21 protein-coding genes and 5 tRNA genes are annotated in these 22,512 nt (G+C 63.9%); 6 read left to right on the forward strand and 20 right to left on the reverse strand.

Going from position 1 to position 22,512, the window contains the following annotated elements; translation table 11 throughout:
• Nucleotides 1-7: 7 nt before the first annotated feature.
• From infB to NCS02_RS08685, 7 genes are all read right to left on the reverse strand, one after another.
• Entirely contained in the window at nt 8-2,989 is a 2,982-nt protein-coding gene (gene infB, locus NCS02_RS08655) for a translation initiation factor IF-2 (protein ID WP_033536385.1), read from the reverse strand.
• Nucleotides 2,990-3,082: 93 nt separating this feature from the next.
• Nucleotides 3,083-4,558, reverse strand: a complete 1,476-nt coding sequence (gene nusA, locus NCS02_RS08660) for a transcription termination factor NusA (protein ID WP_008349231.1) — start codon at nt 4,556-4,558, stop codon at nt 3,083-3,085.
• On the reverse strand, nt 4,555-5,013 hold the full coding sequence (gene rimP / locus NCS02_RS08665) for a ribosome maturation factor RimP (RefSeq protein WP_008349230.1): 459 nt from the start codon (nt 5,011-5,013) through the stop codon (nt 4,555-4,557). The genes nusA and rimP overlap by 4 nt, the downstream gene beginning before the upstream one ends.
• A gap of 385 nt (nt 5,014-5,398) precedes the next feature.
• A complete protein-coding gene (gene rluB, locus NCS02_RS08670) occupies nt 5,399-7,288 on the reverse strand; it encodes a 23S rRNA pseudouridine(2605) synthase RluB (RefSeq protein ID WP_250522978.1) in 1,890 nt (629 codons plus the stop codon).
• Nucleotides 7,289-7,419: 131 nt separating this feature from the next.
• Nucleotides 7,420-8,388, reverse strand: coding sequence for an SMC-Scp complex subunit ScpB (gene scpB / locus NCS02_RS08675; protein ID WP_250439905.1), 969 nt, complete (start codon nt 8,386-8,388; stop codon nt 7,420-7,422).
• A 352-nt stretch (nt 8,389-8,740) separates the two neighbouring features.
• Nucleotides 8,741-9,976 (reverse strand): pyridoxal phosphate-dependent aminotransferase, encoded by a 1,236-nt coding sequence (locus tag NCS02_RS08680; RefSeq protein ID WP_034473209.1) that lies wholly within the window; start codon nt 9,974-9,976, stop codon nt 8,741-8,743.
• Nucleotides 9,977-10,048: 72 nt separating this feature from the next.
• Entirely contained in the window at nt 10,049-10,951 is a 903-nt protein-coding gene (locus tag NCS02_RS08685; RefSeq protein ID WP_008349225.1) for a LysR family transcriptional regulator, read from the reverse strand.
• 425 nt (nt 10,952-11,376) lie between these two features.
• Between NCS02_RS08685 and NCS02_RS08690 the strand changes: the two genes are divergently transcribed.
• Complete coding sequence (locus NCS02_RS08690) at nt 11,377-11,778, forward strand: transposase (protein WP_008349224.1); 402 nt, start codon at nt 11,377-11,379, stop codon at nt 11,776-11,778.
• A 248-nt stretch (nt 11,779-12,026) separates the two neighbouring features.
• A complete protein-coding gene (locus tag NCS02_RS08695) occupies nt 12,027-12,284 on the forward strand; it encodes a hypothetical protein (protein ID WP_008349223.1) in 258 nt (85 codons plus the stop codon).
• 248 nt (nt 12,285-12,532) lie between these two features.
• Here NCS02_RS08695 and NCS02_RS08700 read toward each other — a convergent pair whose 3' ends face one another.
• Both NCS02_RS08700 and NCS02_RS08705 read right to left on the reverse strand, forming a co-directional pair.
• Complete coding sequence (locus NCS02_RS08700) at nt 12,533-12,844, reverse strand: hypothetical protein (protein WP_008349222.1); 312 nt, start codon at nt 12,842-12,844, stop codon at nt 12,533-12,535.
• Nucleotides 12,841-13,197, reverse strand: coding sequence for a hypothetical protein (locus NCS02_RS08705; RefSeq protein ID WP_162483413.1), 357 nt, complete (start codon nt 13,195-13,197; stop codon nt 12,841-12,843). Before NCS02_RS08705 ends, NCS02_RS08700 begins: the two co-directional genes overlap by 4 nt.
• Nucleotide 13,198: 1 nt before the next feature.
• On the opposite strand from NCS02_RS08705, the gene NCS02_RS08710 reads away from it, so the two are divergent.
• Together NCS02_RS08710 and NCS02_RS08715 are read left to right on the forward strand one after the other, a co-directional pair.
• Entirely contained in the window at nt 13,199-13,834 is a 636-nt protein-coding gene (locus tag NCS02_RS08710; protein ID WP_235366243.1) for a YdcF family protein, read from the forward strand.
• A 268-nt stretch (nt 13,835-14,102) separates the two neighbouring features.
• Entirely contained in the window at nt 14,103-14,345 is a 243-nt protein-coding gene (locus tag NCS02_RS08715) for a hypothetical protein (RefSeq protein ID WP_008349220.1), read from the forward strand.
• Between the two features lie 100 nt (nt 14,346-14,445).
• On the opposite strand, the gene NCS02_RS08720 is transcribed toward NCS02_RS08715, so the two are convergent.
• On the reverse strand, nt 14,446-14,862 hold the full coding sequence (locus NCS02_RS08720; protein ID WP_250522979.1) for a gamma-glutamylcyclotransferase family protein: 417 nt from the start codon (nt 14,860-14,862) through the stop codon (nt 14,446-14,448).
• A 150-nt stretch (nt 14,863-15,012) separates the two neighbouring features.
• Between NCS02_RS08720 and NCS02_RS08725 the strand changes: the two genes are divergently transcribed.
• Complete coding sequence (locus NCS02_RS08725) at nt 15,013-15,846, forward strand: AraC family transcriptional regulator (RefSeq protein ID WP_008349217.1); 834 nt, start codon at nt 15,013-15,015, stop codon at nt 15,844-15,846.
• An 18-nt stretch (nt 15,847-15,864) separates the two neighbouring features.
• Here NCS02_RS08725 and NCS02_RS08730 read toward each other — a convergent pair whose 3' ends face one another.
• The 7 genes from NCS02_RS08730 to gltX form a co-directional block, all read right to left on the reverse strand.
• Nucleotides 15,865-16,329, reverse strand: coding sequence for a GNAT family N-acetyltransferase (locus NCS02_RS08730; protein ID WP_008349215.1), 465 nt, complete (start codon nt 16,327-16,329; stop codon nt 15,865-15,867).
• Between the two features lie 175 nt (nt 16,330-16,504).
• A tRNA-Asp gene (locus tag NCS02_RS08735) sits at nt 16,505-16,581 on the reverse strand.
• Nucleotides 16,582-16,650: 69 nt separating this feature from the next.
• Nucleotides 16,651-16,726: transfer RNA gene (locus tag NCS02_RS08740), tRNA-Glu, on the reverse strand.
• A 72-nt stretch (nt 16,727-16,798) separates the two neighbouring features.
• Nucleotides 16,799-16,875, reverse strand: a tRNA-Asp gene (locus NCS02_RS08745).
• A 70-nt stretch (nt 16,876-16,945) separates the two neighbouring features.
• Nucleotides 16,946-17,021: transfer RNA gene (locus NCS02_RS08750), tRNA-Glu, on the reverse strand.
• A gap of 164 nt (nt 17,022-17,185) precedes the next feature.
• Nucleotides 17,186-17,261: transfer RNA gene (locus NCS02_RS08755), tRNA-Ala, on the reverse strand.
• Between the two features lie 136 nt (nt 17,262-17,397).
• Nucleotides 17,398-18,807, reverse strand: a complete 1,410-nt coding sequence (gene gltX, locus NCS02_RS08760; RefSeq protein WP_244807395.1) for a glutamate--tRNA ligase — start codon at nt 18,805-18,807, stop codon at nt 17,398-17,400.
• Between the two features lie 158 nt (nt 18,808-18,965).
• Here gltX and NCS02_RS08765 point away from each other — a divergent pair, with 158 nt between their 5' ends.
• Nucleotides 18,966-19,940: a patatin-like phospholipase family protein gene (locus tag NCS02_RS08765; RefSeq protein WP_250439922.1), complete on the forward strand. Its 975-nt coding sequence runs from the start codon at nt 18,966-18,968 to the stop codon at nt 19,938-19,940.
• Between the two features lie 93 nt (nt 19,941-20,033).
• Here the strand turns inward: NCS02_RS08765 and iscX are convergent, their stop codons facing one another.
• The 3 genes from iscX to hscA are packed head-to-tail and all read right to left on the reverse strand — an operon-like array spanning nt 20,034 to nt 22,479.
• Entirely contained in the window at nt 20,034-20,231 is a 198-nt protein-coding gene (gene iscX, locus NCS02_RS08770; protein WP_008349212.1) for a Fe-S cluster assembly protein IscX, read from the reverse strand.
• 14 nt (nt 20,232-20,245) lie between these two features.
• Nucleotides 20,246-20,587 (reverse strand): ISC system 2Fe-2S type ferredoxin, encoded by a 342-nt coding sequence (gene fdx / locus NCS02_RS08775; protein ID WP_250434862.1) that lies wholly within the window; start codon nt 20,585-20,587, stop codon nt 20,246-20,248.
• Between the two features lie 26 nt (nt 20,588-20,613).
• A complete protein-coding gene (hscA, locus tag NCS02_RS08780) occupies nt 20,614-22,479 on the reverse strand; it encodes a Fe-S protein assembly chaperone HscA (protein ID WP_250434865.1) in 1,866 nt (621 codons plus the stop codon).
• Nucleotides 22,480-22,512 lie beyond the last annotated feature (33 nt).

Here is a 22,512-nt window from a genome sequence, read left to right on the forward strand (position 1 = left end):
TAGCGCATTACAGCGTGCGAGCCACTTCCGTCACTTCGAAGACTTCGAACTGATCGCCTTCGACGATATCGCTGAAGTTCTTGATCGACATACCGCACTCGAAGCCCTGACGCACTTCCTTGACGTCGTCCTTGAAGCGCTTGAGCGAATCGAGCTCGCCGGTGTGAATCACGACGTTGTTGCGGATCACGCGCACCGACGAGGAACGCTTGACCACGCCGTCCGTGACCATACAACCCGCGATCAGGCCGACCTTCGGCACGCGGATGACCTGGCGCACCTCGACCATGCCCGTCACCGTTTCGCGCTTCTCCGGCGCGAGCATGCCGGACATCGCCGCCTTCACCTCATCCACTGCGTCATAGATGATGTTGTAGTAGCGGATGTCGATGCCGTTCGCCTCGGCCACCTTGCGCGCCTGAGCATCCGCACGCGTGTTGAAGCCGATGATGACCGCCTTCGATGCCGTCGCCAGGTTGACGTCCGATTCGCTGATCGCGCCGACCGCGCTGTGCACGATCTGCACGCGCACCTCGTTGGTCGACAGCTTCTGCAGCGACTGGACCAGCGCTTCCTGTGAGCCCTGCACGTCCGCCTTGACGATGAGCGGCAGGTTCTGCACTTCGCCTTCGCCCATCTGCTCGAGCATGTTCTCGAGCTTGGCGGCCTGTTGCTTCGCAAGCTTGACGTCGCGGAACTTGCCCTGACGGAACAGCGCGATTTCGCGCGCCTTGCGCTCGTCCGGCAGCACGATGACTTCCTCGCCCGCCGCCGGCACTTCCGACAGACCCTGGATTTCCACCGGGATCGACGGACCCGCCGTCTTCGTCGGCTTGCCGGTTTCGTCGAGCATGGCTCGCACGCGACCGTAGGCGCTGCCCGCGAGAACCACGTCGCCGCGGTTCAGCGTGCCCGACTGCACCAGAATGGTCGCGACCGGGCCCTTGCCCTTGTCCAGCTTCGCTTCGATGACGAGACCCTTCGCAGCGGCTTCCACCGGCGCGGTGAGTTCCAGCACTTCGGCTTGCAGCGACACGTTTTCGAGCAGATCGTCGATGCCCCGGCCGGTCTTCGCCGACACTTCGATGAACGGCGAATCGCCGCCGTACTCTTCCGGCACCACGCCTTCCGCGACGAGTTCCTGCTTCACGCGGTCGGGGTTCGCTTCCGGCTTGTCGATCTTGTTGATCGCAACGACGATCGGCACGCCGCCCGCCTTCGCGTGAGCGATCGCTTCCTTCGTCTGCGGCATCACGCCGTCGTCGGCTGCGACCACCAGAATGACGATGTCGGTCGCTTTCGCGCCGCGCGCACGCATGGCCGTGAAGGCCTCGTGACCCGGCGTGTCGAGGAAGGTGATGACGCCGCGCGGCGTATCGACGTGATATGCGCCGATATGCTGCGTGATGCCGCCCGCTTCGCCCGCCGCCACTTTCGCGCGACGGATGTAGTCCAGCAGCGAGGTCTTGCCGTGGTCGACGTGACCCATGACGGTGACAACCGGCGGACGCGGCAGCTTCTCTGCCGTTTCCTCGGTGGTTTCGCCTTCGATCAGCAACGCTTCCGGGTCGTCCAGCTTCGCCGCGACCGCGCGATGGCCCAGTTCCTCGACGACGATCATCGCCGTTTCCTGGTCCAGCACCTGGTTGATCGTGACCATCTGGCCGAGCTTCATCATCACCTTGATGACTTCCGAAGCCTTCACCGACATCTTGTGCGCGAGGTCCGCGACGGAAATGGTTTCCGGCACGTGCACTTCACGGACGATCGGCTCGGTCGGCGCCTGGAATGACGTCTGTTCCTGATGCTTGCCGCGACCCTTCGGACCGCCGCGCCAGCCGCGATCGACACCACCGCTCGAATCGCCACGCGTCTTCATGCCGCGACGCTTCGATGCGTCGTCCTGCTGCCAGCCGCCCTTGCCAGCCTTCTTCTTGTCGCCGGCGCCTGCGGGAGCCGTCGATGCGGGTGCCGGCGCGCCTGCAGCCGGCTTCTTCGCCGCTGCGGGACGTGCCGCCTGCGCGCCTTCCGGCTTCGCGGGCTTGTGCAGCGTGCCCTTCGCTTCGGCGGCCTTCGCCGCTTCGGCGGGCTTCGGTGCGGGCGCGGGTTCCGGCGCCTTTACTTGCGCCTTGCGCGGGGTGTTCATCATTTCGCGGATCGCGCGGGCTTCGGCTTCCGCCGCCGCACGGCGCTTCGCGATGGCTTCCTGCTCGAGGCGAGCCTTTTCGGCCTTCGCCTTCGCGTCTTCTTCCGCCTTCTTCGCGGCTTCACGCTGCGCGGCACGCTCGCTCGCAGCCTTCTCTTCCGCTGCCTTTTCGGCGGCTTCGCGCTGCGCGGTGTCGTCCTGCTTCGGTTCCGGCTTCGCTTCGACGGCCGGTTGCGTGCGCGCTTCCTGACGCGCAGCCTGCGCCGCACGCGAGATTTCGGCAGCCTGAGCCGCAGCCGCCGCGCGGCGCGCCGCTTCCTCTTCCTGCTTCTTGCGCTCGGCTTCCGCCGCTTCCTCGCGAGCGCGGCGCTCGGCTTCTTCGCGCTCCAGCTTCGCCTGCTGTTCCTTCAGCTCGCGCTCTTCGCGCTCGAGCTGCTCGGCGGCACGGCGCGCTTCTTCCTCGCGACGCTGCAGTTCGGCTTCGTCGACTTCCGGCTCTTCGACGTGATTCGGCGCGGCCTCGGCCTGCTCCACACCGGTTTCGTCGCGTTTCACGAAAACACGCTTCTTGCGCACCTCGACCTGAATGGTGCGAGCTTTACCCGTTGCGTCGGATTGCTTGATTTCCGACGTATGCCGGCGGGTCAAAGTGATCTTGCGCTTGTCGGCGTCGGCGGAACCGTGCGACTTGCGCAAATGATCGAGCAGACGCGCCTTGTCCGTCTCGGACAGGTCGTCGTTCGCGCTCGCTTTCTGGACGCCAGCCGCCTGCAACTGCTCGAGCAGGACGCCCGCAGGCATTTTGAGTTCCGCGGCAAATTGGGCTACGTTGTTACTCGCCATTCATTCCTCTTGATGCAAGGACCAATCCTTGCGGTTAGATCGGGGTCACGCGGCCAGACAGGCCGCCAAATATCAGTGCGCCATGGTCATTTCTCACTGGAACCAGTGTTCACGTGCTTTCATGATCAACGCCTTAGCGGCATCCTCTTGCATTCCGGTCATTTCGACCAGTTCATCTACTGCCAGCTCCGCGAGATCGTCGCGGGTCTGAATCTGGTGCTCGGCGAGCTTTGCGAGAAGCTCGTTGTCCATGCCGTCGAGGCTCTTCAAATCGAGGGCGACACCTTCCACCTTCTCTTCGTTGGCGATCGCCATCGTGAGGAGCGCGTCGCGCGAGCGATTGCGCAGCTCGTGCACGGTGTCTTCGTCGAACGCTTCGATTTCGAGCATTTCGTTGAGCGGCACGTAGGCGATTTCTTCGAGACTCGTGAAGCCTTCGTCGATCAGGATGTCGGCGACTTCCTCGTCCACATCCAGACGCGCCATGAAGAGGTCGCGCAACTTGCCACGCTCTTCGTTCTGCTTCAGCGCGGACTCGTCCGGCGTCATGATATTGATTTGCCAGCCGGTGAGTTCGCTTGCGAGCCTCACGTTCTGGCCGGCGCGGCCGATGGCGACGGCGAGCTCGTTTTCGTCCACCACGACGTCCATCGAATGCTTTTCTTCATCGACGACGATCGACTGGACGGCTGCCGGCGCGAGAGCGCCGATCACGAACTGCGCGGGATCTTCCGACCATAGCACGATGTCGACGTTCTCGCCACCGAGCTCGTTACGCACGGCCTGCACGCGCGAACCGCGGATGCCGACGCAAGTGCCGATAGGATCGATCCGCTTGTCGTAGGCGATCACGCCGATTTTCGCACGCACGCCGGGATCGCGCGCGGCGGCCTTGATTTCCAGCAGACCTTGCTCGATTTCCGGCACTTCGAGTTCGAACAGCTTCATCAGGAACTCGGGCGCGGTGCGCGAGAGTTCGATCTGCGGGCCGCGCGCGGTGCGATCGACCTTCGCGATGTACGCGCGCACGCGGTCGCCCACGCGCAGGTTTTCCTTCGGAATCAGCTGGTCGCGGCGCAGCAGCGCTTCGACACGGCCCGACTCGACAATGAAATTACCCTTGTCCAGGCGCTTCACCGAGCCGGTCATGATCTTTTCGCCGCGCTCGAGGAAGTCGTTCAGAATCTGTTCGCGCTCGGCGTCGCGCACCTTCTGCAGGATCACCTGCTTGGCGGCCTGCGCGCCGATACGGCCGAATTCGATCGACGGAATCGGCTCCTCGATGAATTCGTCCACCTGCGCGTCGGGCTTTTGCTCCTTCGCTTCGAACAGCAGGATTTCCTGATCCGGCTCTTGCAGGCCGGCCTCGTCCGGCACGACGCGCCAGCGGCGGAAAGTCTCGTGTTCGCCGCTCTCACGGTCGATGGCGACACGAATATCCACGTCTTCCTCGAAGAGCTTCTTCGTTGCCGAAGCAAGCGCAGCTTCCAGCGCTGCGTACACGACGTCCTTGTTGACGTTCTTTTCGCGTGCCAGCGCATCCGCCAGCATCAATACTTCGCGACTCATTGTTTGCGGCTCCTAAAGTCAACCTTGGGGACGAGACGTGCCTTATCGAGGTCCGCGAGCGTGAAATCGAGCATCGCAGCGCCGTCCTTCCCTTCAAATTCCAATCCGATCGTTTCGCCGTCAGGGGCGTGCAGGATGCCGCGGAACGACTTGCGCCCGTCCAGCGGCTTCTTCAATGTAATGGCGACTTCGCTCCCCGCGAAGCGCTCGAAATCCGCCAGTTTCTTGAGCGGGCGGTCGAGCCCCGGCGACGATACTTCGAGCCGGTCGTAGTCGATGTTCTCGACTTCAAACAAATATTGGAGCTGACGGGTGACCTTCTCGCAGTCTTCGATCGCGATACCAGCCGGCTGGTCGATGTAGACACGCAGCATGCCGCCTCCCGAACGCTCGAGATCGACAAGCTCGTAGCCAAGGCTCGAGACCGTGGTTTCAATCAATTCCGTCAGTTGCACAGTAACTCCAAGGTGTTCGCGCGCTCCACGCCGAAACACCTGCGGGCGAGCGCCTTCATGCGGGCGCGCACCCCTGCTCCCGAGATGCCGAACCGAATAGCCAAAAAAAAATGGGCGCAACGCCCACATTTTTCAACCGAGGTCGCACTCAGGGCAGCGAAAGAAAACTACGTGCCCAGCGACTTCATGATTTTAGCCATTTTTCAGGATAAACGCAAACGTAACGCGCACTTTCGCCCCTGTTGGACCCGGTTTCACGCCGGTTTGTCCTAACGATCAGAACGAGCGAAACGCGAGATTTTCGTCGCCGGGGGCGGACCGATGCTTCGCATCCCGCTTTTGGACTTCCCCCGGCGACGTCTTTGCGATTTTTTACGTATCGCGCTCAGCGGCCGCGCGAGCGATTACGCGCGCCCCGGCCCGCGCCGCCGGCTTTGTTCTGGCCAGCGCCCTGCTGTCCGCCGCCCTGGCGATTGCCCCGCGGTGCGTTGCCACCGGCGGCACGCTTGCCGGCGCCGCCCGCGCCCTGCGGACCGCCGCCTTGCGGACGCGCGCCGCGCGGACCCGGCCGTGGGGCGGTTGCGCGATTGCCGTTGGGCTCGTTTGCGATGCGGTTGCCGTTCGGCTCCCCGCCGCCGCGACGGCCCATGCCGCCCCCGTTGCCTGCATTGCCCGTGTTGCCGCCGAATCCGCCCATGCCGCCGAGCCCGAAGCTGCCCGACACACCGCCCGGCTGGCCGCGCCGGCCGCCGCGTCCCGGCGTCTGCTGCTGCGTCATGCGCGAGTGCGAGCTCAGCACCGGCTCGCGCGTGATGAAGCCCATCGACGTCTGCATCGGATCGGGTTGCACACGCGGCGCGGCGCTGCGTCCGCCCTTCTCGGCCGTCGGCAATTTCAGCCCGACCGACGCCATCAGGCTGCGCACCTGATTGTCCTCGAGCTCTTCCCAGCGGCCGCGCTTCAGGCCGCGCGGCAGCGCGATCGGACCATGACGCGTGCGGATCAGGCGGCTCACCATCAAGCCGGCCGCCTCGAACATACGACGCACTTCGCGATTCCGGCCTTCCGCCAGCGCGACGTGATACCAGTGATTCGTGCCTTCGCCGCCGCCGTCCTGGATGCGCAAGAAGTTGGCGGGACCGTCGTCGAGCTCGACGCCTTTCAGCAGCTTCTGCTTCATCGCCTCGGACAGTTGTCCGACCACGCGCACCGCGTACTCACGCTCGACGCTGTAGCGCGGATGCATGAAGCGGTTCGCCAGATCGCCGGACGTCGTGAGCAACAGCAGGCCTTCCGTATTGAAGTCGAGACGCCCGACCGCGAGCCATTTGGCGGTTTTCATCGACGGCAGCTTGTCGAACACGGACGGACGCCCTTCCGGGTCGGCATGGCTGACGATCTCGCCCGTCGGCTTGTGATACAGCAGGATGCGCGGCGGCTTGCTCGCGAGCTTGCGCTTGAGCGGCTTGCCGTTGATGCGCACCTGATCGGTCGGCATGATGCGCTGGCCGATATGCGCCGGCTCGCCGTTCACCGATACGCGCCCGGCGATGATCAACTCTTCCATGTCGCGCCGCGAACCCATGCCCGCATCCGCGAGCACCTTGTGCAGCTTCGGCGCGTCTTCGTCCGGTTCCAGCACGCGCTTTTGCGGTGCATTGCGGCCGCGTCGCAGCATCGGGGCGCGCACGCCGGCCGAACCGTTGTCGGCGTCGAAGGCCGGCGAGGTCACGTAGGCGAACACGTCGTCGACGGCTGCAGCAGCCGCGCTCTCGACGGTCGCCGGTCCCGCGTCGCTGCGCTTGCCGCGCTTTTGCTGCGGCGGATGCTTGCGCCGGCCGCCTTCGCGCGGCGCGGGCGCGGCGGCCTGTACGCCGGCCTCGTCCGCTGCTTCGACGCCGGTTTCGCCCGCTTCCGCGCGCGCGCTCTTGCGGCCGCGCGGACTCGCCCCTTCGCCCTTGCGCAGCTTCGCGCCCGGATCCTTGCGCGGGGTACGCACTTGTGCCGCCACGACGCCGTCGGGCGGCGTCTCGTTGACGGCGCCCGGCGCGCCTGGCGCAGCGTCCGCGCCCTTGGTCTTCGCGACAGCGCGACGCCGTGCGATCAGGCTACGCGGCCCGCGGCGCAATCCGCGGCGCGGACGGTCATCGCCCTCGCCGCCTTCATCGGCGCGGTCGGTGCGCGTGCTGTCGCCGGCATCGGCCGACTCAGGTGCGTCCGCGGCGTGCACGGGGCGCGCGGATTCAGGCGAATCGCTGTCGTGGGAGTGTGTCAAAACAACCTCAAATGTCGAATCGCGCGCCCGTCGCGGGCGCGTCAAAAAATCCGCTGACCGGTCCGGCTGGTCGTCTCGAAATAATCTTTATGGAGAGCCGGATTGCCAGATCAGGGGCCATGCAAATTGCGTCAGGCGCGGCGCGCCTTCGGTTCTTCGGAGTCGTCGTCCAGTTCGGCTTCGTTCGATGGACTCGCATCTCTTTCGTCTTCACGCGGCATCGGAACGGGCGCATCGTGCGCGGTGCCCAAAGGCTGTGCGTGAATCCCGGCTGTCGACGCGGCGCGCTCGTCCAGCGCATCCGCACGTTCCGTTCCGAGTCTTTCCTGCTGTTCTTCTGTCTGTTCTTGCTCCGCCGGCCCGGCGGCCGCGCGCTCATCGGCGGAAGCGTCGGGTTCGGCGGGATCGGCGGATTCCGCCGATTCCAGCGCTTCAACGGCGAAGACCTGCGCCGGGGCGTCAGGTTCCCCGTCATTCGACGCTTGTGGCGTGGCCGGCGGCTCGATGCCCGCCGGCGGCGCATTCCCGGCGATGCTGTCGGGAAATTCGATCGAATGCTGCGCGAGCAGCGATGCTTCGAGCTGCGCCGACGGATTGTCCAGCGCGGGCAACTCGTCGAGCGCGGTCAGGCCGAGATCGTCGAGAAACTGCTTGGTCGTCGCGTACAGCGCCGGGCGGCCCGGCACGTCGCGATGACCGATCACCTCGATCCAGCCACGGTCCTCCAGTTGCTTCACGACCTGCGTGTTCACCGTCACGCCGCGGATCTCTTCGATATCGCCCCGCGTCACTGGTTGCCGATAGGCAATGATCGCCAGCGTTTCGAGTACGGCCCGCGAATACTTGGGCGGCTTTTCCGGGTGCAGCCTGTCGAGATAGGCCCGCATCGCGGGCTTGCTCTGAAAACGCCAGCCCGAGGCAAGCGCGACCAGTTCCACGCCGCGTCCCGACCAGTCGGCCTTGAGCGCTTCGAGCAACGTGCGAACGGTATCCGCCGAAATGTCGTCGGCGAACAGCTTGCGCAATTCATTCAGCCTCAGCGGTTCCTGCGCGCAAATCAAAGCAGTCTCGAGGACGATCTTCGCCTCTTGGGTATTCATGCAGCTTGGGTCAACCCTATATGGTCAATGATTCAATTCAAATCGAGCTTGCGCAGGACCGAACGCCACCAAAATGGTGCGAACGATAAAGCTGGACGCGGAGTTTCAAGACGCGCTCGCCCGATTGTAATCGGTCATATTGATTGGGAGCACGCACCGGGGAGAGGCGTAAAGGGCGATCGGTGAGCGAACGCCGGGCCATCCAGCCGGACGAGGTGGCGCTTTCCTAGGCGAAAGCGCGTGACTGAGCGCCATATTACGCAAAAACAACCGGGGCGTAAAGGTGATCGATTGATCGGCGCCCGGACTCACTCGACGCCGGTCGTGCGCGGCCGACGTCGATCGGCACGGCTCAGGCGACGCCGCGCGCCGTCAGGAATCGCTGCAGGCGTTCGACGCCCGCGTCCAGCCGTGCGGGATCGCACGCGTAGCACCAGCGCACGAAGCCTTCGCCTTCCGGGCCAAACGCGCTGCCCGGCGCAAGTCCGAGACGGGCTTCGCGCACCAGCGATTTGCACAGTTCGAGGCTGTTTTGCGCGCCCGGTAGCGAGAAAAACAGGTACATCGCGCCGTCGGGCGTGCGCACGTCGACGCCCTCGATCGCCTGAAGCGCCTGCACGAGATGATCGCGGCTTGCACGCAGATCCGCGACGAGCGCCTGAGTAAAGCGCTCGCCCTCTTCCACCGCGACGACGCCCGCCTGCTGCACGAACGACGGCGCGCACGACGTGTTGTACTCGACCAGCTTGCCGAGATCGTCCATCAGTTGCGTCGGGGCGACGAGCCAGCCGAGGCGCCAGCCGGTCATCAGCCACGCCTTCGAAAACGAATTCACCGCGATCACGCGCTCGTCGCGCGCGGCGAGATCGAGAAAGGACGGCGCGACGCGAGCGTCATCGCCGTAGTACAGGCGTTCGTAGACTTCGTCCGCGACGATCCAGATTCCGTGACGGCGGCAATGCGCGAGCACGGCGCGCTGCTGATCGCGCGTCATCGTCCAGCCGGTCGGGTTGTTCGGCGAGTTGATCATCAGCATGCGCGTGTTGGGCGTGAGCGCCGCGAGCAGGCGGTCGAGATCGAGCGTCCAGCCACGCGGGCCGTAAGTCAGCGAAACGGTATCGACGCTCGCGCCGAGGATTTTCGGAATCTCGACGAGATTCGGCCATAGCGGCGTCACGGCGACGACGCGATCGCCCGCACCGACCACGAGTTGCGCCGCGAGCATCAGCGCGTTCACGCCGGCGCTCGTCACGGCGATGTGCGCCGGCGTCGTCGCGCCGTGCAGCGCGCTCACGTAGCGGCTGAGCGATTCGCGCAGCGGGGCGATGCCGAGATTGTGCGTGTAGAACGTGGCGCCATCGGCAAGCGCGCGGCTTGCGGCATCGCGGATGAATTGCGGCGTCACGCGATCCGATTCGCCGAACCAGAACGGCAGCACATCGGCGACGCCGAAACCCGCGTTTGCGACCTCGCGGATCTGCGACGGCCTCAACGCCCGCACGGCGTCGCGCGCATTCGGCGCACCCGATGCGTGCGCGCCCGCCAATTGACTCAGTTCGCTGACCACCGCGCCTTCCGATTCACTCATCGCTCGCCCCGTCGTCTTGTCTTAAAAAAGAAGTCTAACGCGCGCGCCGTGATTTTCGCGATGAACGGAGGCTTATCCGAGGTCTTCCGCACGCGGCGGCAGCGAGGCGATCAGCGACCACACCGATTCCGCCGCGGGCGACAGCGAGCGATCGCGCCGCCGCACGAGCTCCACGGTCCGTTCGGCGCGCGGTTCGAGCGGCAACGCGACCAGCGACGAATCCGCCGGCAGCGGCAGCGCGAGCCACGGCAGCACGCTCACGCCGACGCCCGCTTCCACGAGCCCGAACACCGTCGCCGAGTGTCCGAGTTCCTGCACCACTTGCGCCTCGACGCCGTGCTCCTGCATGACGGCATCGATGATCGGCCGGCTGCCCGACGCGTAGTCGAGCATCACGAGCCGCTCGCCCGCGAGCGCTTCCCACGGCACCGCCGTCTCGCGCCCGAGCGGATGATCGCGCCGCGCGACGAGACAGAACGAATCGGTCATCACGGGTTCGCCATGGAGTTCGTCGGAGGAAAACGGGCCGATCACCACGCCGAAATCGACCTCGCCCGACTTCACCTTGCGCAGGACATCGGACTGGACGTCGTCGCGCAGACTCAGCGTGATGAGCGGAAACTGCCGCAAGCACGACGCGATCACGCGCGGCATCAGCCGGCAGGCGACCGTCGGACTCGCCGCGACGATCACGCGTCCGCGGCGCTGCTGGCCGAGATCGCGGACCTCGCGCAGCGCTTCGTCCAGGTCGGCCAGCAGGCGCGACACCGTGCCGACGAGATTCACGCCGACATCGGTCAGCTGAACTTCGCGCGTCGTCCGGTCGATCAGCTTGAGACCAATCTCCCCTTCCAGCTCGCGCACGCACCGGCTGACCGCCGACTGCGTGAGGCCGATTTCATCGCCTGCGCGGCTGAAGCTGCGCAGCCTCGATACTTCGATGAAGACGCGCAGTTGCCGCAACGTCACGTTCAATGGCGCGTTCATTCAGAATGCTCATCAATATCCACAATTCATGCACGGATTATAGCGAGCATTGGTCTGAACTCATGCCCGAACGCGCGTTTCGCTGCGGTGCAGCAAATCCTCACGACGCACGCCGGATGGGCCTATTGCACTTGATTGGTGATTGTCCCGATTTCTTAATCAGTGTGTTTCGGGTCTGATACGGGCCATGCTGGCATCGCGTCAGCCTACTGCCATGCGGGTTTCCCGGATTTAGCAACATGCATGGCACGGTTCTCGCATTTCATTGCGCACAGAGGTTGGAGCCATTCGCGGTTACATCGAACATCGTCCGCCGCAATCGCTCTGGCCTTCCCAGGTATTCGTTCATCGGATTCCGACCAGAGTGCGCGGCGCGGGGCAGCGCACCGGGGTTAGCTTCGCTGAGGTGAGATATGGTGCTGTTCGACGATTTGAGAGATAACGAGTGGGCGCTGGTTGAGGCGTTGTTCTGTTCGGAGCCGGCGCGCAGCGAACGGCGCGGCCGTCCGCGCGTCGAAGCGCGGGCCGTGGTCAACGCGGTTTTGTGGGTGCTGTCGACGGGCGAAGGCTGGTCGAAGCTGCCCGGACGCTACCCGTCCCCGCCGACCTGCCGCCGCCGCTTCGACGAGTGGCAGGCAGACGGCACGCTGGCCGAGATCGTGAAGCGCCTGTCCAGCAACGGCCGTGAAGTGTCGCTGCGCGGACGCATCGGTTCCAGCGCCGCCAAACCGCCCGCGCCGCCGAGCCGCGATCGCCTGCGTGGCGCGTTCTGGACGAACCCGGAATCGTGGCGCGCTCCGGCCAAGATGGCCTGAACGGTTCTTTGCATCGACCGAAGCCGGCGCTCGCTGGCTTCACCCAGACATTTCACCTCTCGCGCGGGCCGCGGCCTGCGCGAATCTTTCTCTCCTTTGCGTTGCCGCATTCGGATGTCGTAGCACAGTCGCGCGCACTGCGTCGTCGACGAAACAACTCTTTACGATTCCTTACAGCGCCCCGGCGGATCGCAGCATAGCTTGGTGATTAATCGAACAAGCCCCACGAAGGCTTCGAGGATTTCACCATGAAGGCATCGACTCTGCTCGCTCATGGCGCCTTCGTCGCGCTGACGAGCACTGCGGCGATGAGCCAGGCGCAGCCGCCACCTCCCGCATCCGACTTTCACGTCAGCACGAAGGCTTCGATGGCCGCGCCGCAGAATGCCGGCCGCAATCGCGATGCGACGCCGCCCGCGCCACGCGGCGACCTGCGCGGCGATATCGCGAGCAACGTGCGCGCGCGTCCCGATACCGAACGCGATGCGCGTTCACAACATCATTGAGTTCGTCTGAACGATGCGCGTTTGACGGAACCACTCCGGCGCGCGGCAGTCACACCTCGTGCCATGAGCACAGCATGGCGACAGTGAGATCCGGTATGCCCGTGTCGTTCGCGATACGGGCACTTTTTTGGGGTATTGCCGTTGGCTGCAGGCAGATTGTCGGCTCTTTCATCCGACGACAACGCTCCCTCGACCCATGCGTCGACTGTCGACCGCTGCCGGCCTCGCTGCCGACGTGTCCGGCAGTGCTAGACTCGCGCCTCCAGGACCGCTTCCTGACCACCGAACGTATAAGGTTCCATGCGGCGCAAGTCCCAGTCGCTGCCACGTTCGTCGCGCGAAAGACGCGTGAATTCGTGCTTGCCGCGTTCGGTCACGACCGCGATATCGACCGGTGCGTGAAATCCGGGCGCGGGCGCCACGGTGCGCTGCCGGGCGAGTTCGAGCAAACCGAGCGCGCGCAAGAGATCGAAAACGTTGGGGCGTTTCGCCCAAGGAACCTGACGATACTGCGCGCGGCGAAGTGCTTCGAGTACAACTTCGTTGGAATACGTGGTCATCTCGTTGTTTCTTCCTGTGCAGCCATGACGACGCTCGTGACGGTCGCAAGACGGTCCGCGACGTCGACTAAACGCGGCGCGCCGAATTCCGATTGCGACGAACGACTCGCAGCCGAATGTTTGGCCACCGCTTGCGTTAGGTGCTGCTTTCTATTACAAGCCCCCGTTGACAGCGCGCTAATCACGCGCTCTGCTGCGACATCCGCCGATGCGTTCCGAAGCACGCGATGACGGAACGAATTGCCCTTAAACCAATACGTTACCCCAATCAAATTGGTTCTATTCACTTTATTGCTGCTTTTTTTTGCGTTATTCGCACTATGGCGACGCCGCCGCATCCAGATTGCGATCATCGTGGCGGCGCTCGCGTGGGCGATCGGCGCGGGATGGTTCGCAACGCCTTTGCTCGATCTCGCCCAGCACGGCTATCGTCACACGGACGTGCCTTCGTTCGCACCGAAGACGACGATCGTGCTGATGGGCGGCGGCACGCATCGCAGCGAAGCGGGGCTCGTTCCGAAGTCCAACGCGGTGCGGCGCATCGACGCCGTGGCAACGCTGTATCGCGAATGCCGCGAAACCGGCGCGTCGTGCAAGGTTATTCTGAGCGGCGGCGATCCGGAACATCACGGGCAGGCCGAAGCCGACAATTACGCGCCATACGTGCTTGCGCAAGGCGTCGCTGCGGACGACCTCGTGCGCGAGAATCAAAGCCTCAATACTTACCAGAACGCGCGAAACGTGGCCGGTATTCTCGGCCACGCACATGACAACCGTTTGATCGTCGTCACATCCGCGTATCACATGCGCCGCGCGTTGCGTGCTTTCGAGGCTTTCGGCTATGCGCCGGTGCCGTACGTGTCGGATGTATGGCCCACTCGCCCGACGTTCTTTCCCCGTGTGCGGGGCTTCACGAACAGCGAGCTCGCGATGCACGAACTCGTCGGGCTCGCGCGCTTCGACGTGTATCGCTGGCTGCATCTCTATTAGCGCCTCGTGATTCGGGAGCGAAGGCATTGATAAGCACTGGAAAATAATTCGACGCTTGTGCTCGATCATGCGCGTCCGCTTTTCGGACAGACGCACGACACACCCTTGCCCGATTCAAGGCTTATGATTCAGGTTGTCTGATGGTCAGACGCGCGAGGTTAGCGGCTGACTTCCCGCACAGCGGGAGCGATTTTTGCTCAGACACAAGTGTCGTTCCAACGGATCGGACAGACGATTCCCAGGTTCCAACTGCCACTCGGAGGTAACAATGAAGAAAGTGTCCCTGGCTGTTCTGTTGTCCCTCAGCGCGGTCGCATCGGCCGCGTATGCCCAGAGCGATCAAGGCGTGACCATGAGCACCGATCCCGCCAAAATTGCTGATGTCGAGTCGCGCGCGCAGGCTCTGCAGTCGCGTCAGGAAAGCCAAAAGATGACCGAGCAGACGCCTTCTTCGCACAAGTCGATGCATCACAAGAAATCGCACAGCAAGCCGGCGGCCCCGAGCCAGTAAGCCGGTTCCCGCTGCAAGGCGCGGGGCCATTCACGCCGCGGTGAGTCGACGCATCGGCTCACCGCGGCGCGAGCAAAATCAGTTTCCCTGCTTCGCGCATTCAGGCGCGTTCGGCGCGATGCGTCACCCAGTCGCCGCCTTCGATGCACGGCTGCCCGGCAGCGGACGCAGCCCCGACGGGATAGATCAGGCAATCGACCCGATCCTTTCTCCCCTCGATTTCCACCTCCACATGCAGGCGATGCGAGCGGAATAAGCCTTCCACGCCCGGATACACATGTTCGATCTCGTCGAGCACGGGCACGAGCGCGTCCTCGATCCGGTAGACATCGCCGCGAATCGGCGCGCCCTTCTCATCGATCACGAGGCCCGGATAGTTGCCGAAGTCGAAAAGCTGACCCCGAACGTGGGCGGCACCGATCCATTCGGGCGTAGCGATGCCGTTTCGCGCGGCTGCGTGGTTGATATCGTTGGCCTCGCCCGCGCGCAGCGTGCCGTAGACAAAAACGTATTGCATTGGGAAAAACGCTCCTGTTGTCGCAAAAGGTGACGACGGGCATTATGCGCCGGGCAATATTCGCGGTGCGCCGGGGCGAGCGCTTTCGGCTACCATCGGCGCGTGGCGGTCGATGAATCCGGCCGCCTGCAACCATCAACTCGAGCGAACATGGCCACCTTTGTCGAATCGAACTCGTCGGGCGAAGAAGTCGAGCATCTCGACATTCCCGTCGAGCATTCGCCGACGCTCGATCATCCGATTCGCGTGCGCTCGCGGCCCGTTCCCTACGGCGTGCGGATCGCGCTGCATACGCATCCGTGGGCGCAGGTCGCCTATACGTCGCGCGGGGTCTTGCGTGTCGCGACAGCGGATTCGACTTGGATGGTGCCGCCTTCGCGCGCGATCTGGGTGCCGCCCAATGTCACGCACGAGGTCGTGATCGTCGAGGACGCTTATCTGCGGACGCTTTACGTCGACGCGAGCGTCGTGCCGGCGGGTCTCGGCGCGTGTCGGGTCGTCGAGGTGTCGCCGCTTTTGCGCGAAGTCATCGCGGCGCTCGATGAAGAACCGATCTCGCGTCAGCGCGAGCGACTGCTGGGCACGCTCGCGCTCGATGAAATCATCCGCTCGCAGCCGCTGCCGCTCTCCGTGCCGATGCCGAACGAGAAGCGCCTGCGCGCCCTGTGCAACGCCGTGCTCGCCGATCCGTCGCATTCCGATCTGGAGCGGTGGTCATCGGAGGCCGGCGCGAGTTCGCGCACCATCGCGCGGCTTTTCAGACGCGAACTCGGCGTGAGTTTTTCCCAGTGGCGTCAGCAGGCCGTTCTTGCGCGCGCCATTCCGCTGCTCAGCCAGGGCCGTCCGCTCGCGCAAGTTGCGCGTGAACTGGGCTATCAGAGCCAGAGCGCATTCTCCGCGATGTTTCGCCGTGCGTTCGGCGAAAGCCCGCGCGCATTTTTCGCCCGCGATGGCCGCGACGAGCGCGACATCGACGGCTCTTAGCGCGTGTGCGCGCTCTCTTCAGACGCGCCGCACCATGTGCCGGATTGCGCCGAGCTGCGCGAGCCGCGGTCCAGCCGGCCGGTATCCGAGCCGAATGTAAAGACGCGCCGCGGGGTTATCGACGAACACGCGCAACTGACATTCGGCGAGCCCGCGCGCCCTCGCCCATCGATGCGCCGTGTTAAGCAGAAAGGTCCCGGCGCCGTGTCCACGATAGCCCTTCGCGATCTGCACGTCGCGAATATGCAGCGAATTGTCTTCCTCGGTGACACGCATGACGCCAATGGGAACGCCATCTGCCTGCAGGATGAAATTTTCGGACTCGCGCCAGCTGGAAAGGAAAAGATCGCCGCGCCACACGAGATTGTGACGCCGATAGTAGCCCACCATGTTGTCGTGCGTGAGCGCTTCGGCGAAGGCGAAGTCCGCCATGTTCGCCTGGCGCAGTTGATAGAGCGAGAGGTCTTCGGTCGGGTCGAGCATCGCACGGGCACGAGAAACAGGTGCCTAAACACTAAGACAGTGTGCGCGGGCTGGCAATGGCCATTATCACGGTCGAATGCGCAGGGAACGCGTACGAAAGGGAATCGGATATGGCGAGCGGCGGAAAGCGGGCAAAAAAAATCCAGCCCGAAGGCTGGATTTCCTTAAAACAACTTGGCGGAGCGGACGGGGCTCGAACCCGCGACCCCCGGCGTGACAGGCCGGTATTCTAACCAACTGAACTACCGCTCCACTTCTTTTCATCGTTCACAGTGTCACTTGTGAACTTGCAGCGCTTTTGACTAGCAGCCGCCGATGTTCTGGCGTCCCCTAGGGGATTCGAACCCCTGTACTCACCGTGAAAGGGTGATGTCCTAGGCCTCTAGACGAAGGGGACTTCAACTTCTGCACACCCTGCGGCGAAAAAAAACCGGCTCTCATTAGCCGGAGTGTTTCTGCTCGCAAGTGTTGGCGGAGCGGACGGGGCTCGAACCCGCGACCCCCGGCGTGACAGGCCGGTATTCTAACCAACTGAACTACCGCTCCACTTCTTTTCATCCGTTCACAGTGTCACCTGCGAACTTGCAGCGCTTTCTACTAGCAGCCACCGATGTTCTGGCGTCCCCTAGGGGATTCGAACCCCTGTACTCACCGTGAAAGGGTGATGTCCTAGGCCTCTAGACGAAGGGGACAGAAACTTGTGATTCTGTCTTTACTACTGCTCCGCTGATCTACTTGCCGCCGATCAGCGAAGACCGAAATTCTATACAACTTCGTGTTACTTGTGAAGTATTTTTTGCGACTTCCGTTTCCGGAGAACAAGCTTCGCACTACTTCAACTGCTTTCTGCTGTTCTTGGTGGAGGTAAGCGGGATCGAACCGCTGACCTCTTGCATGCCATGCAAGCGCTCTCCCAGCTGAGCTATACCCCCTTGCAGAACAGAAACGAGATTGTATAGGGCGTTTTCGAAGTTGTAAATACCCTCTGACGACTTCAGTGAAACTTTTTTGCCTCGACAGACGCCGATGCGCGCAATGGATCACGCCCCGCGAACCATTGCGCGGACCTCAACCCGCCGCCTTTTCCAGACGCGCCAACACGACATCGCGTCCGAAGAGCATCAGGACGGCATCGATCGACGGCGTGTGGGTCGTGCCCGCGACCAGCAGGCGCACCGGCATCGCGAGTTGCGGCATTTTCAGCTTGTGCGCGGCGAGCGTCGCCTTGAGCGCGGCCGCGATCGCTTCCTTGGTCCACTCGACGTTCGCGAGCGCCGCACGCAGGTCCGCGATAGCCGGACGCACCGCATCGGTGACGTGCTGCGCGAAGGCGTCCGCATCGATCACCGGCTCACGATAGAACATGGCGGCGTTATCGGCGATTTCCTTCACCGTCGATGCGCGGTCCTTCAAGAGCCCGATCACCTGATCGAGCGGCGCGCCGCCGTCGATCGCCGCGGCATCGATACCGGCCTGCAGCAGGAACGGCTTCGTCAGCTCGGCGAGACGCGCGTTGTCCGCTTCCTTGATGTAGTGCGCGTTGAGCCAGTTCAGCTTGTCGTGGTCGTACTGCGCGGGCGACTTGCCGAGATGCTCGAGATCGAACCATTCGACGAACTGCTCGCGCGAGAAAATCTCCGCATCGCCATGCGACCAGCCGAGGCGCGCCAGATAGTTGACCACCGCTTCCGGCAGATAGCCATTGTCGCGATAGCCCGTCACGCTCATCGCGCCGTGGCGCTTGCTCATCTTCTCGCCCTGCTCGTTCAGCACGGTCGGCAGATGCGCGTACACCGGCACCTCGCCGCCGAGCGCGCGCAGAATGTTGATCTGGCGCGGCGTGTTGTTGACGTGATCGTCGCCGCGAATCACATGCGTGATCTTCATGTCGAGATCGTCGACGACCACGCAGAAGTTATACGTCGGCGTGCCGTCGGGGCGCGCGATCACGAGGTCGTCGAGTTCCTCGTTCGAAATTTCGATGTGGCCTTTCACCGCGTCGTCCCATGCGACCGTGCCCGAGAGCGGATTGCGAAAGCGCACGACAGGCTTCACGCCTTCCGGAACCGGCGGCAGCACCTTGCCCGGCTCGGGGCGCCACGTACCGTCGTAGCGCGGCTTCTCGCCCGCGGCGCGCTGACGCTCGCGCAGCGCGTCGAGCTCTTCCGTCGACATGTAGCAGTGATACGCGAGCCCCTTTTCCATCATCTGCGCGATGACCTCGCGATAACGGTCCATGCGCTGCATCTGATAGAACGGGCCTTCGTCGAAATCGAGCCCGAGCCACGCCATGCCTTCGAGAATCGCATCGACCGACGCATCGGTGGAGCGCTCGAGATCGGTGTCCTCGATGCGCAGCACGAAAGTGCCCTTCATCTTGCGCGCGAACGCCCACGGATAGAGCGCGGAGCGGATGTTGCCGAGATGGATGAAGCCGGTCGGACTCGGAGCGAAGCGTGTGCGGACTTGGGTGGTCATTGCTGTGTACTCGATGAATGGCAGTGCGCCAGGCGCTGAAATGCCGCGCAAAATGAGACGAAATTATACTCGCCGCCCGCTTCGCGCCGGTCCGCGCGCCTTTTGTTTTATGATGTGCGCGCTTTTCAAGATCTCCCCGAACGCCCGCATCGACGGGCCTGCCGGAACCCGCCGCACCGCTGGAGCACACTTTGAGTTCATCGTCACCCCGTCTTTCGCGCCGCGCGTTTTCGCTCGCGGCCGCGTCGTCCGTTCTCGCCGCCTGCACTACCACGAGCGGCGGCAATTCAGGCGAAACGGCGATCGTCACGCCGCCGGCGCCGCCGAAGGCAGAACCGCAACAACCGATGCGTATCGGGCTCGCGCTCGGCGGCGGCGCCGCGCGAGGCTTCGCGCATATCGGCGTGATCAAGGCGCTCGAGGCGCGCAACGTGCGCGTGGATCTCGTCGCGGGCACGAGCGCCGGCTCGGTCATCGCGGCGCTGTACGCATCGGGGATGAGCGGCATCGCGATCAACAAGCTCGCCCTCACGATGGACGAAGCCTCGATCAGCGACTGGGCGATGCCCTTTCGCGCGCGCGGCATCCTGCAAGGCGTCGCGCTGCAGAACTACCTGAACAGGACGCTCGACAACCGTCCGATCGAAAAGATGGCGAAGCCGCTCGGCATCGTCGCCACGGATCTGAAGAGCGGCCAGCCGATTCTCTTTCAGCGCGGCAACACGGGCGTCGCTGTGCGGGCGTCGTGCAGCGTGCCGTCGATTTTCGAGCCGGTGAAGATCGGCGATCGCGAGTATGTCGACGGCGGGCTCGTGAGTCCGGTGCCAGCGGCGTTCGCGCACAAGATGGGCGCGGATTTCGTGATCGCCGTCGATATTTCGGCGCGGCCGGAAAGCGGGCTGACATCGAGCTCGTTCGACGTGCTGATGCAGACCTTCACGATCATGGGCCAGACCATCAAGGCCTACGAGCTCGACAAATACGCGAACGCGGTCGTCCGCCCCAACCTCAACGCGATGAGCAGCAGCGATTTCAGCCAGCGCAATGCATCGATTCTCGCGGGCGAGGAAGCCGTCGCCAAGATGTGGCCGACGTTGCAGCGACAGCTCGCGGAGCGCGGCGCGAAGGTCTGAACTTCTGCAATGCGAAGCATCGGCGCAAAAGAATGCCCGCAAAACAAAACGGCGGCTTCTCACGAAGCCGCCGTCATGGCGAATTAGAACCGGTCAGTAGTCCGCGTCCTCGATCCAGGCCGCCTGGATTGCCTCGAGAATCTTCTCGTTGGACTTTTCGGGATCGTCGTCGAAACCGTCGAGTTCGGTGATCCAGCGATGCAGGTCAGTGAAACGCACATATTGGGGATCGACATCCTGATGCGCGTCGGTGAGTGCCATCGCGATCTCCTGGGTATCTGTCCACTTCATGGGCGAGCCTCCTGTCAGTGATTTTCTTTGGCGTGATTGATGGAGTACCGCGGGATCTCGACCACCAGATCCTCGTCGGCAGGCACCATTGCCTGACATGATAACCGCGATGTCGGTTCGAGACCCCACGCTTTATCGAGCAGATCGTCCTCGTCTTCCTCGGACGGCTCGAGCGCGTTGAAGCCCTCGCGAATGATGACGTGGCACGTCGTGCACGCGCACGATTTCTCGCAGGCGTGCTCGATCTCGATGCCGTGATCCAGCAGATTGTCGCAGATGCTCTTGCCGGTGTCGGCGTCGATCACCGCGCCGTCCGGGCAAAGCTCCACGTGAGGCAGCACAACGATTTGAGGCATGTTTCGTATTTCTCGAATAGGATGATTTAGACGTCGTCGAGCTTGCGGCCCGCGAGCGCGCGGCGGATGCTCTTGTTCATGCGGCGCGCGGCGAATTCATCGGTGCCGGTGGCGAGCGTCTTCGTCGCATCTTCGATCTTCTCGACCGAATCGCCGTTCGCGAGCGCCGCCAGTTCGGTCACGAGCGCGACGATTTGCGCGCGTTCATCGTCGTCGAGCAGTTCGCCGTCGGTTTCGAGCGCAACGTGCGTCGCTTCGATGAGACGCTCCGCTTCCACCTGCGCCTCGCGCAACGCACGCGCGCGCATGTCCGTCTCGGCGGTCTTGAAGCTCTCTTCGAGCATGCGGGCGACTTCGTCGTCGGCGAGTCCGTACGACGGCTTCACGACCACCGACGCCTCCACGCCCGACATCTGCTCGCGCGCGAACACGGACAAGAGACCGTCCGCGTCGACCTGATAGGTCACACGAATGCGCGCCGCGCCCGCCGCCATCGGCGGAATGCCGCGCAACTCGAAGCGCGCGAGCGACCGGCAATCGGACACGAGTTCACGCTCGCCCTGAACGACGTGGATCGCCATCGCGGTCTGGCCGTCCTTGAAGGTCGTGAAATCCTGCGCGCGCGCGGTCGGGATCGTCGAATTGCGTGGGATGATTTTCTCGGTGAGGCCGCCCATCGTTTCGACGCCGAGCGACAGCGGAATCACGTCGAGCAGCAGCCAGTCGTCGCCTTCGCCGCGACGGTTGCCCGCGAGCAGATCGGCCTGAATCGCAGCGCCCAGCGCGACGACCTGATCTGGATCGAGATTGATGAGCGGCGGCTGGCCGAAGAACGTTTCGACCGCGCGGCGGATCACCGGCATGCGCGTGGCGCCGCCAACCAGTACGACGCCCTTGATGTCCTTCGCGGCGACCTTCGCATCGCGCAGCGCCTTTTTCGTCGGCGTGAGCGTGCGCGCGACGAGCGCCTCGGTCAGCGCGGCGAACTCGGCTTCGGTCACGGCGACATCGATCTGCTGGCCGGTCGAGAGCGTCGCCTGGACGCGCGTTTCGTTCGTCGACGACAGCGCTTCCTTCGCGTTGCGAACGAGATCGAGCAGCAGGCGCACGTCTTCCGGCGCATCGACCGACACGCCCGCCGCCGTCAAGACGTGCCGATACAGCGCGTGATCGAAATCGTCGCCGCCGAGCGCGGAATCGCCGCCCGCCGCGAGCACTTCGAAGACGCCTTTCGTGAGCTTGAGAATCGACAGATCGAATGTGCCGCCGCCGAGGTCGTAGACGGCGTAGAGGCCTTCCGCGCCGTTATCGAGACCGTAAGCGATCGCGGCTGCGGTCGGCTCGTTGAGCAGGCGCAGCACGTTCAGGCCGGCGAGCTTCGCCGCGTCCTTCGTCGCCTGACGCTGGGCTTCGTCGAAATAGGCGGGCACCGTGATCACCGCGCCGACGAGATCCTCGCCGAGCGTGTCTTCCGCGCGATAACGCAGCGTCGCGAGAATTTCCGCCGATACTTCGACCGGGCTTTTCACGCCGTCGACGGTGCGAATCTGCACCATGCCCGGCGCGTCGATGAAATCGTACGGCGCGTTCTCCGCGCCCTCGACCTCGCTCTTGCCGCGGCCCATGAAACGCTTGACCGAGACGATCGTATTGCGCGGATCGATGACCGCTTCTTCCTTCGCGGCGCGGCCGATGCGCCGTCCGCCGTTCTCCAGATAGCGCACGACCGACGGCAGCAGCACGTGGCCGTCCTCGTCGGGCAGCGCTTCGGGCACGCTGCTGCGCACGGCCGCGACGAGCGAGTTCGTCGTGCCGAGATCGATGCCGACCGCCACGCGCCTTTGATGCGGCGCCGGCGCCATGCCGGGTTCTGAGATTTGCAGTAAAGCCATCGTTGGTCTTATGAGGTTGTATGCGGCGCGTTT

The organism is Caballeronia sp. NCF2 (assembly GCF_023631205.1).
Taxonomy (GTDB): Bacteria; Pseudomonadota; Gammaproteobacteria; order Burkholderiales; family Burkholderiaceae; genus Caballeronia; species Caballeronia zhejiangensis.

Bases quoted from the DNA above. Each gene is read 5' to 3' on its own strand.
- NCS02_RS08720 (WP_250522979.1), bottom strand. From the start codon at position 14,862: ATGCAATACGTTTTTGTCTACGGCACGCTGCGCGCGGGCGAGGCCAAC.
- gltX (WP_244807395.1), bottom strand. From the start codon at position 18,807: ATGACCACCCAAGTCCGCACACGCTTCGCTCCGAGTCCGACCGGCTTC.
- iscX (WP_008349212.1), bottom strand. From the start codon at position 20,231: ATGAAGTGGACAGATACCCAGGAGATCGCGATGGCACTCACCGACGCG.
- nusA (WP_008349231.1), bottom strand. From the start codon at position 4,558: ATGAGTCGCGAAGTATTGATGCTGGCGGATGCGCTGGCACGCGAAAAG.
- NCS02_RS08705 (WP_162483413.1), bottom strand. From the start codon at position 13,197: ATGATCGCAATCTGGATGCGGCGGCGTCGCCATAGTGCGAATAACGCA.
- NCS02_RS08725 (WP_008349217.1), top strand. From the start codon at position 15,013: ATGGCCACCTTTGTCGAATCGAACTCGTCGGGCGAAGAAGTCGAGCAT.
- NCS02_RS08695 (WP_008349223.1), top strand. From the start codon at position 12,027: ATGAAGGCATCGACTCTGCTCGCTCATGGCGCCTTCGTCGCGCTGACG.
- fdx (WP_250434862.1), bottom strand. From the start codon at position 20,587: ATGCCTCAAATCGTTGTGCTGCCTCACGTGGAGCTTTGCCCGGACGGC.
- scpB (WP_250439905.1), bottom strand. From the start codon at position 8,388: ATGAATACCCAAGAGGCGAAGATCGTCCTCGAGACTGCTTTGATTTGC.
- NCS02_RS08680 (WP_034473209.1), bottom strand. From the start codon at position 9,976: ATGAGTGAATCGGAAGGCGCGGTGGTCAGCGAACTGAGTCAATTGGCG.
- NCS02_RS08715 (WP_008349220.1), top strand. From the start codon at position 14,103: ATGAAGAAAGTGTCCCTGGCTGTTCTGTTGTCCCTCAGCGCGGTCGCA.
- infB (WP_033536385.1), bottom strand. From the start codon at position 2,989: ATGGCGAGTAACAACGTAGCCCAATTTGCCGCGGAACTCAAAATGCCT.
- hscA (WP_250434865.1), bottom strand. From the start codon at position 22,479: ATGGCTTTACTGCAAATCTCAGAACCCGGCATGGCGCCGGCGCCGCAT.
- NCS02_RS08690 (WP_008349224.1), top strand. From the start codon at position 11,377: ATGGTGCTGTTCGACGATTTGAGAGATAACGAGTGGGCGCTGGTTGAG.
- NCS02_RS08700 (WP_008349222.1), bottom strand. From the start codon at position 12,844: ATGACCACGTATTCCAACGAAGTTGTACTCGAAGCACTTCGCCGCGCG.
- NCS02_RS08730 (WP_008349215.1), bottom strand. From the start codon at position 16,329: ATGCTCGACCCGACCGAAGACCTCTCGCTCTATCAACTGCGCCAGGCG.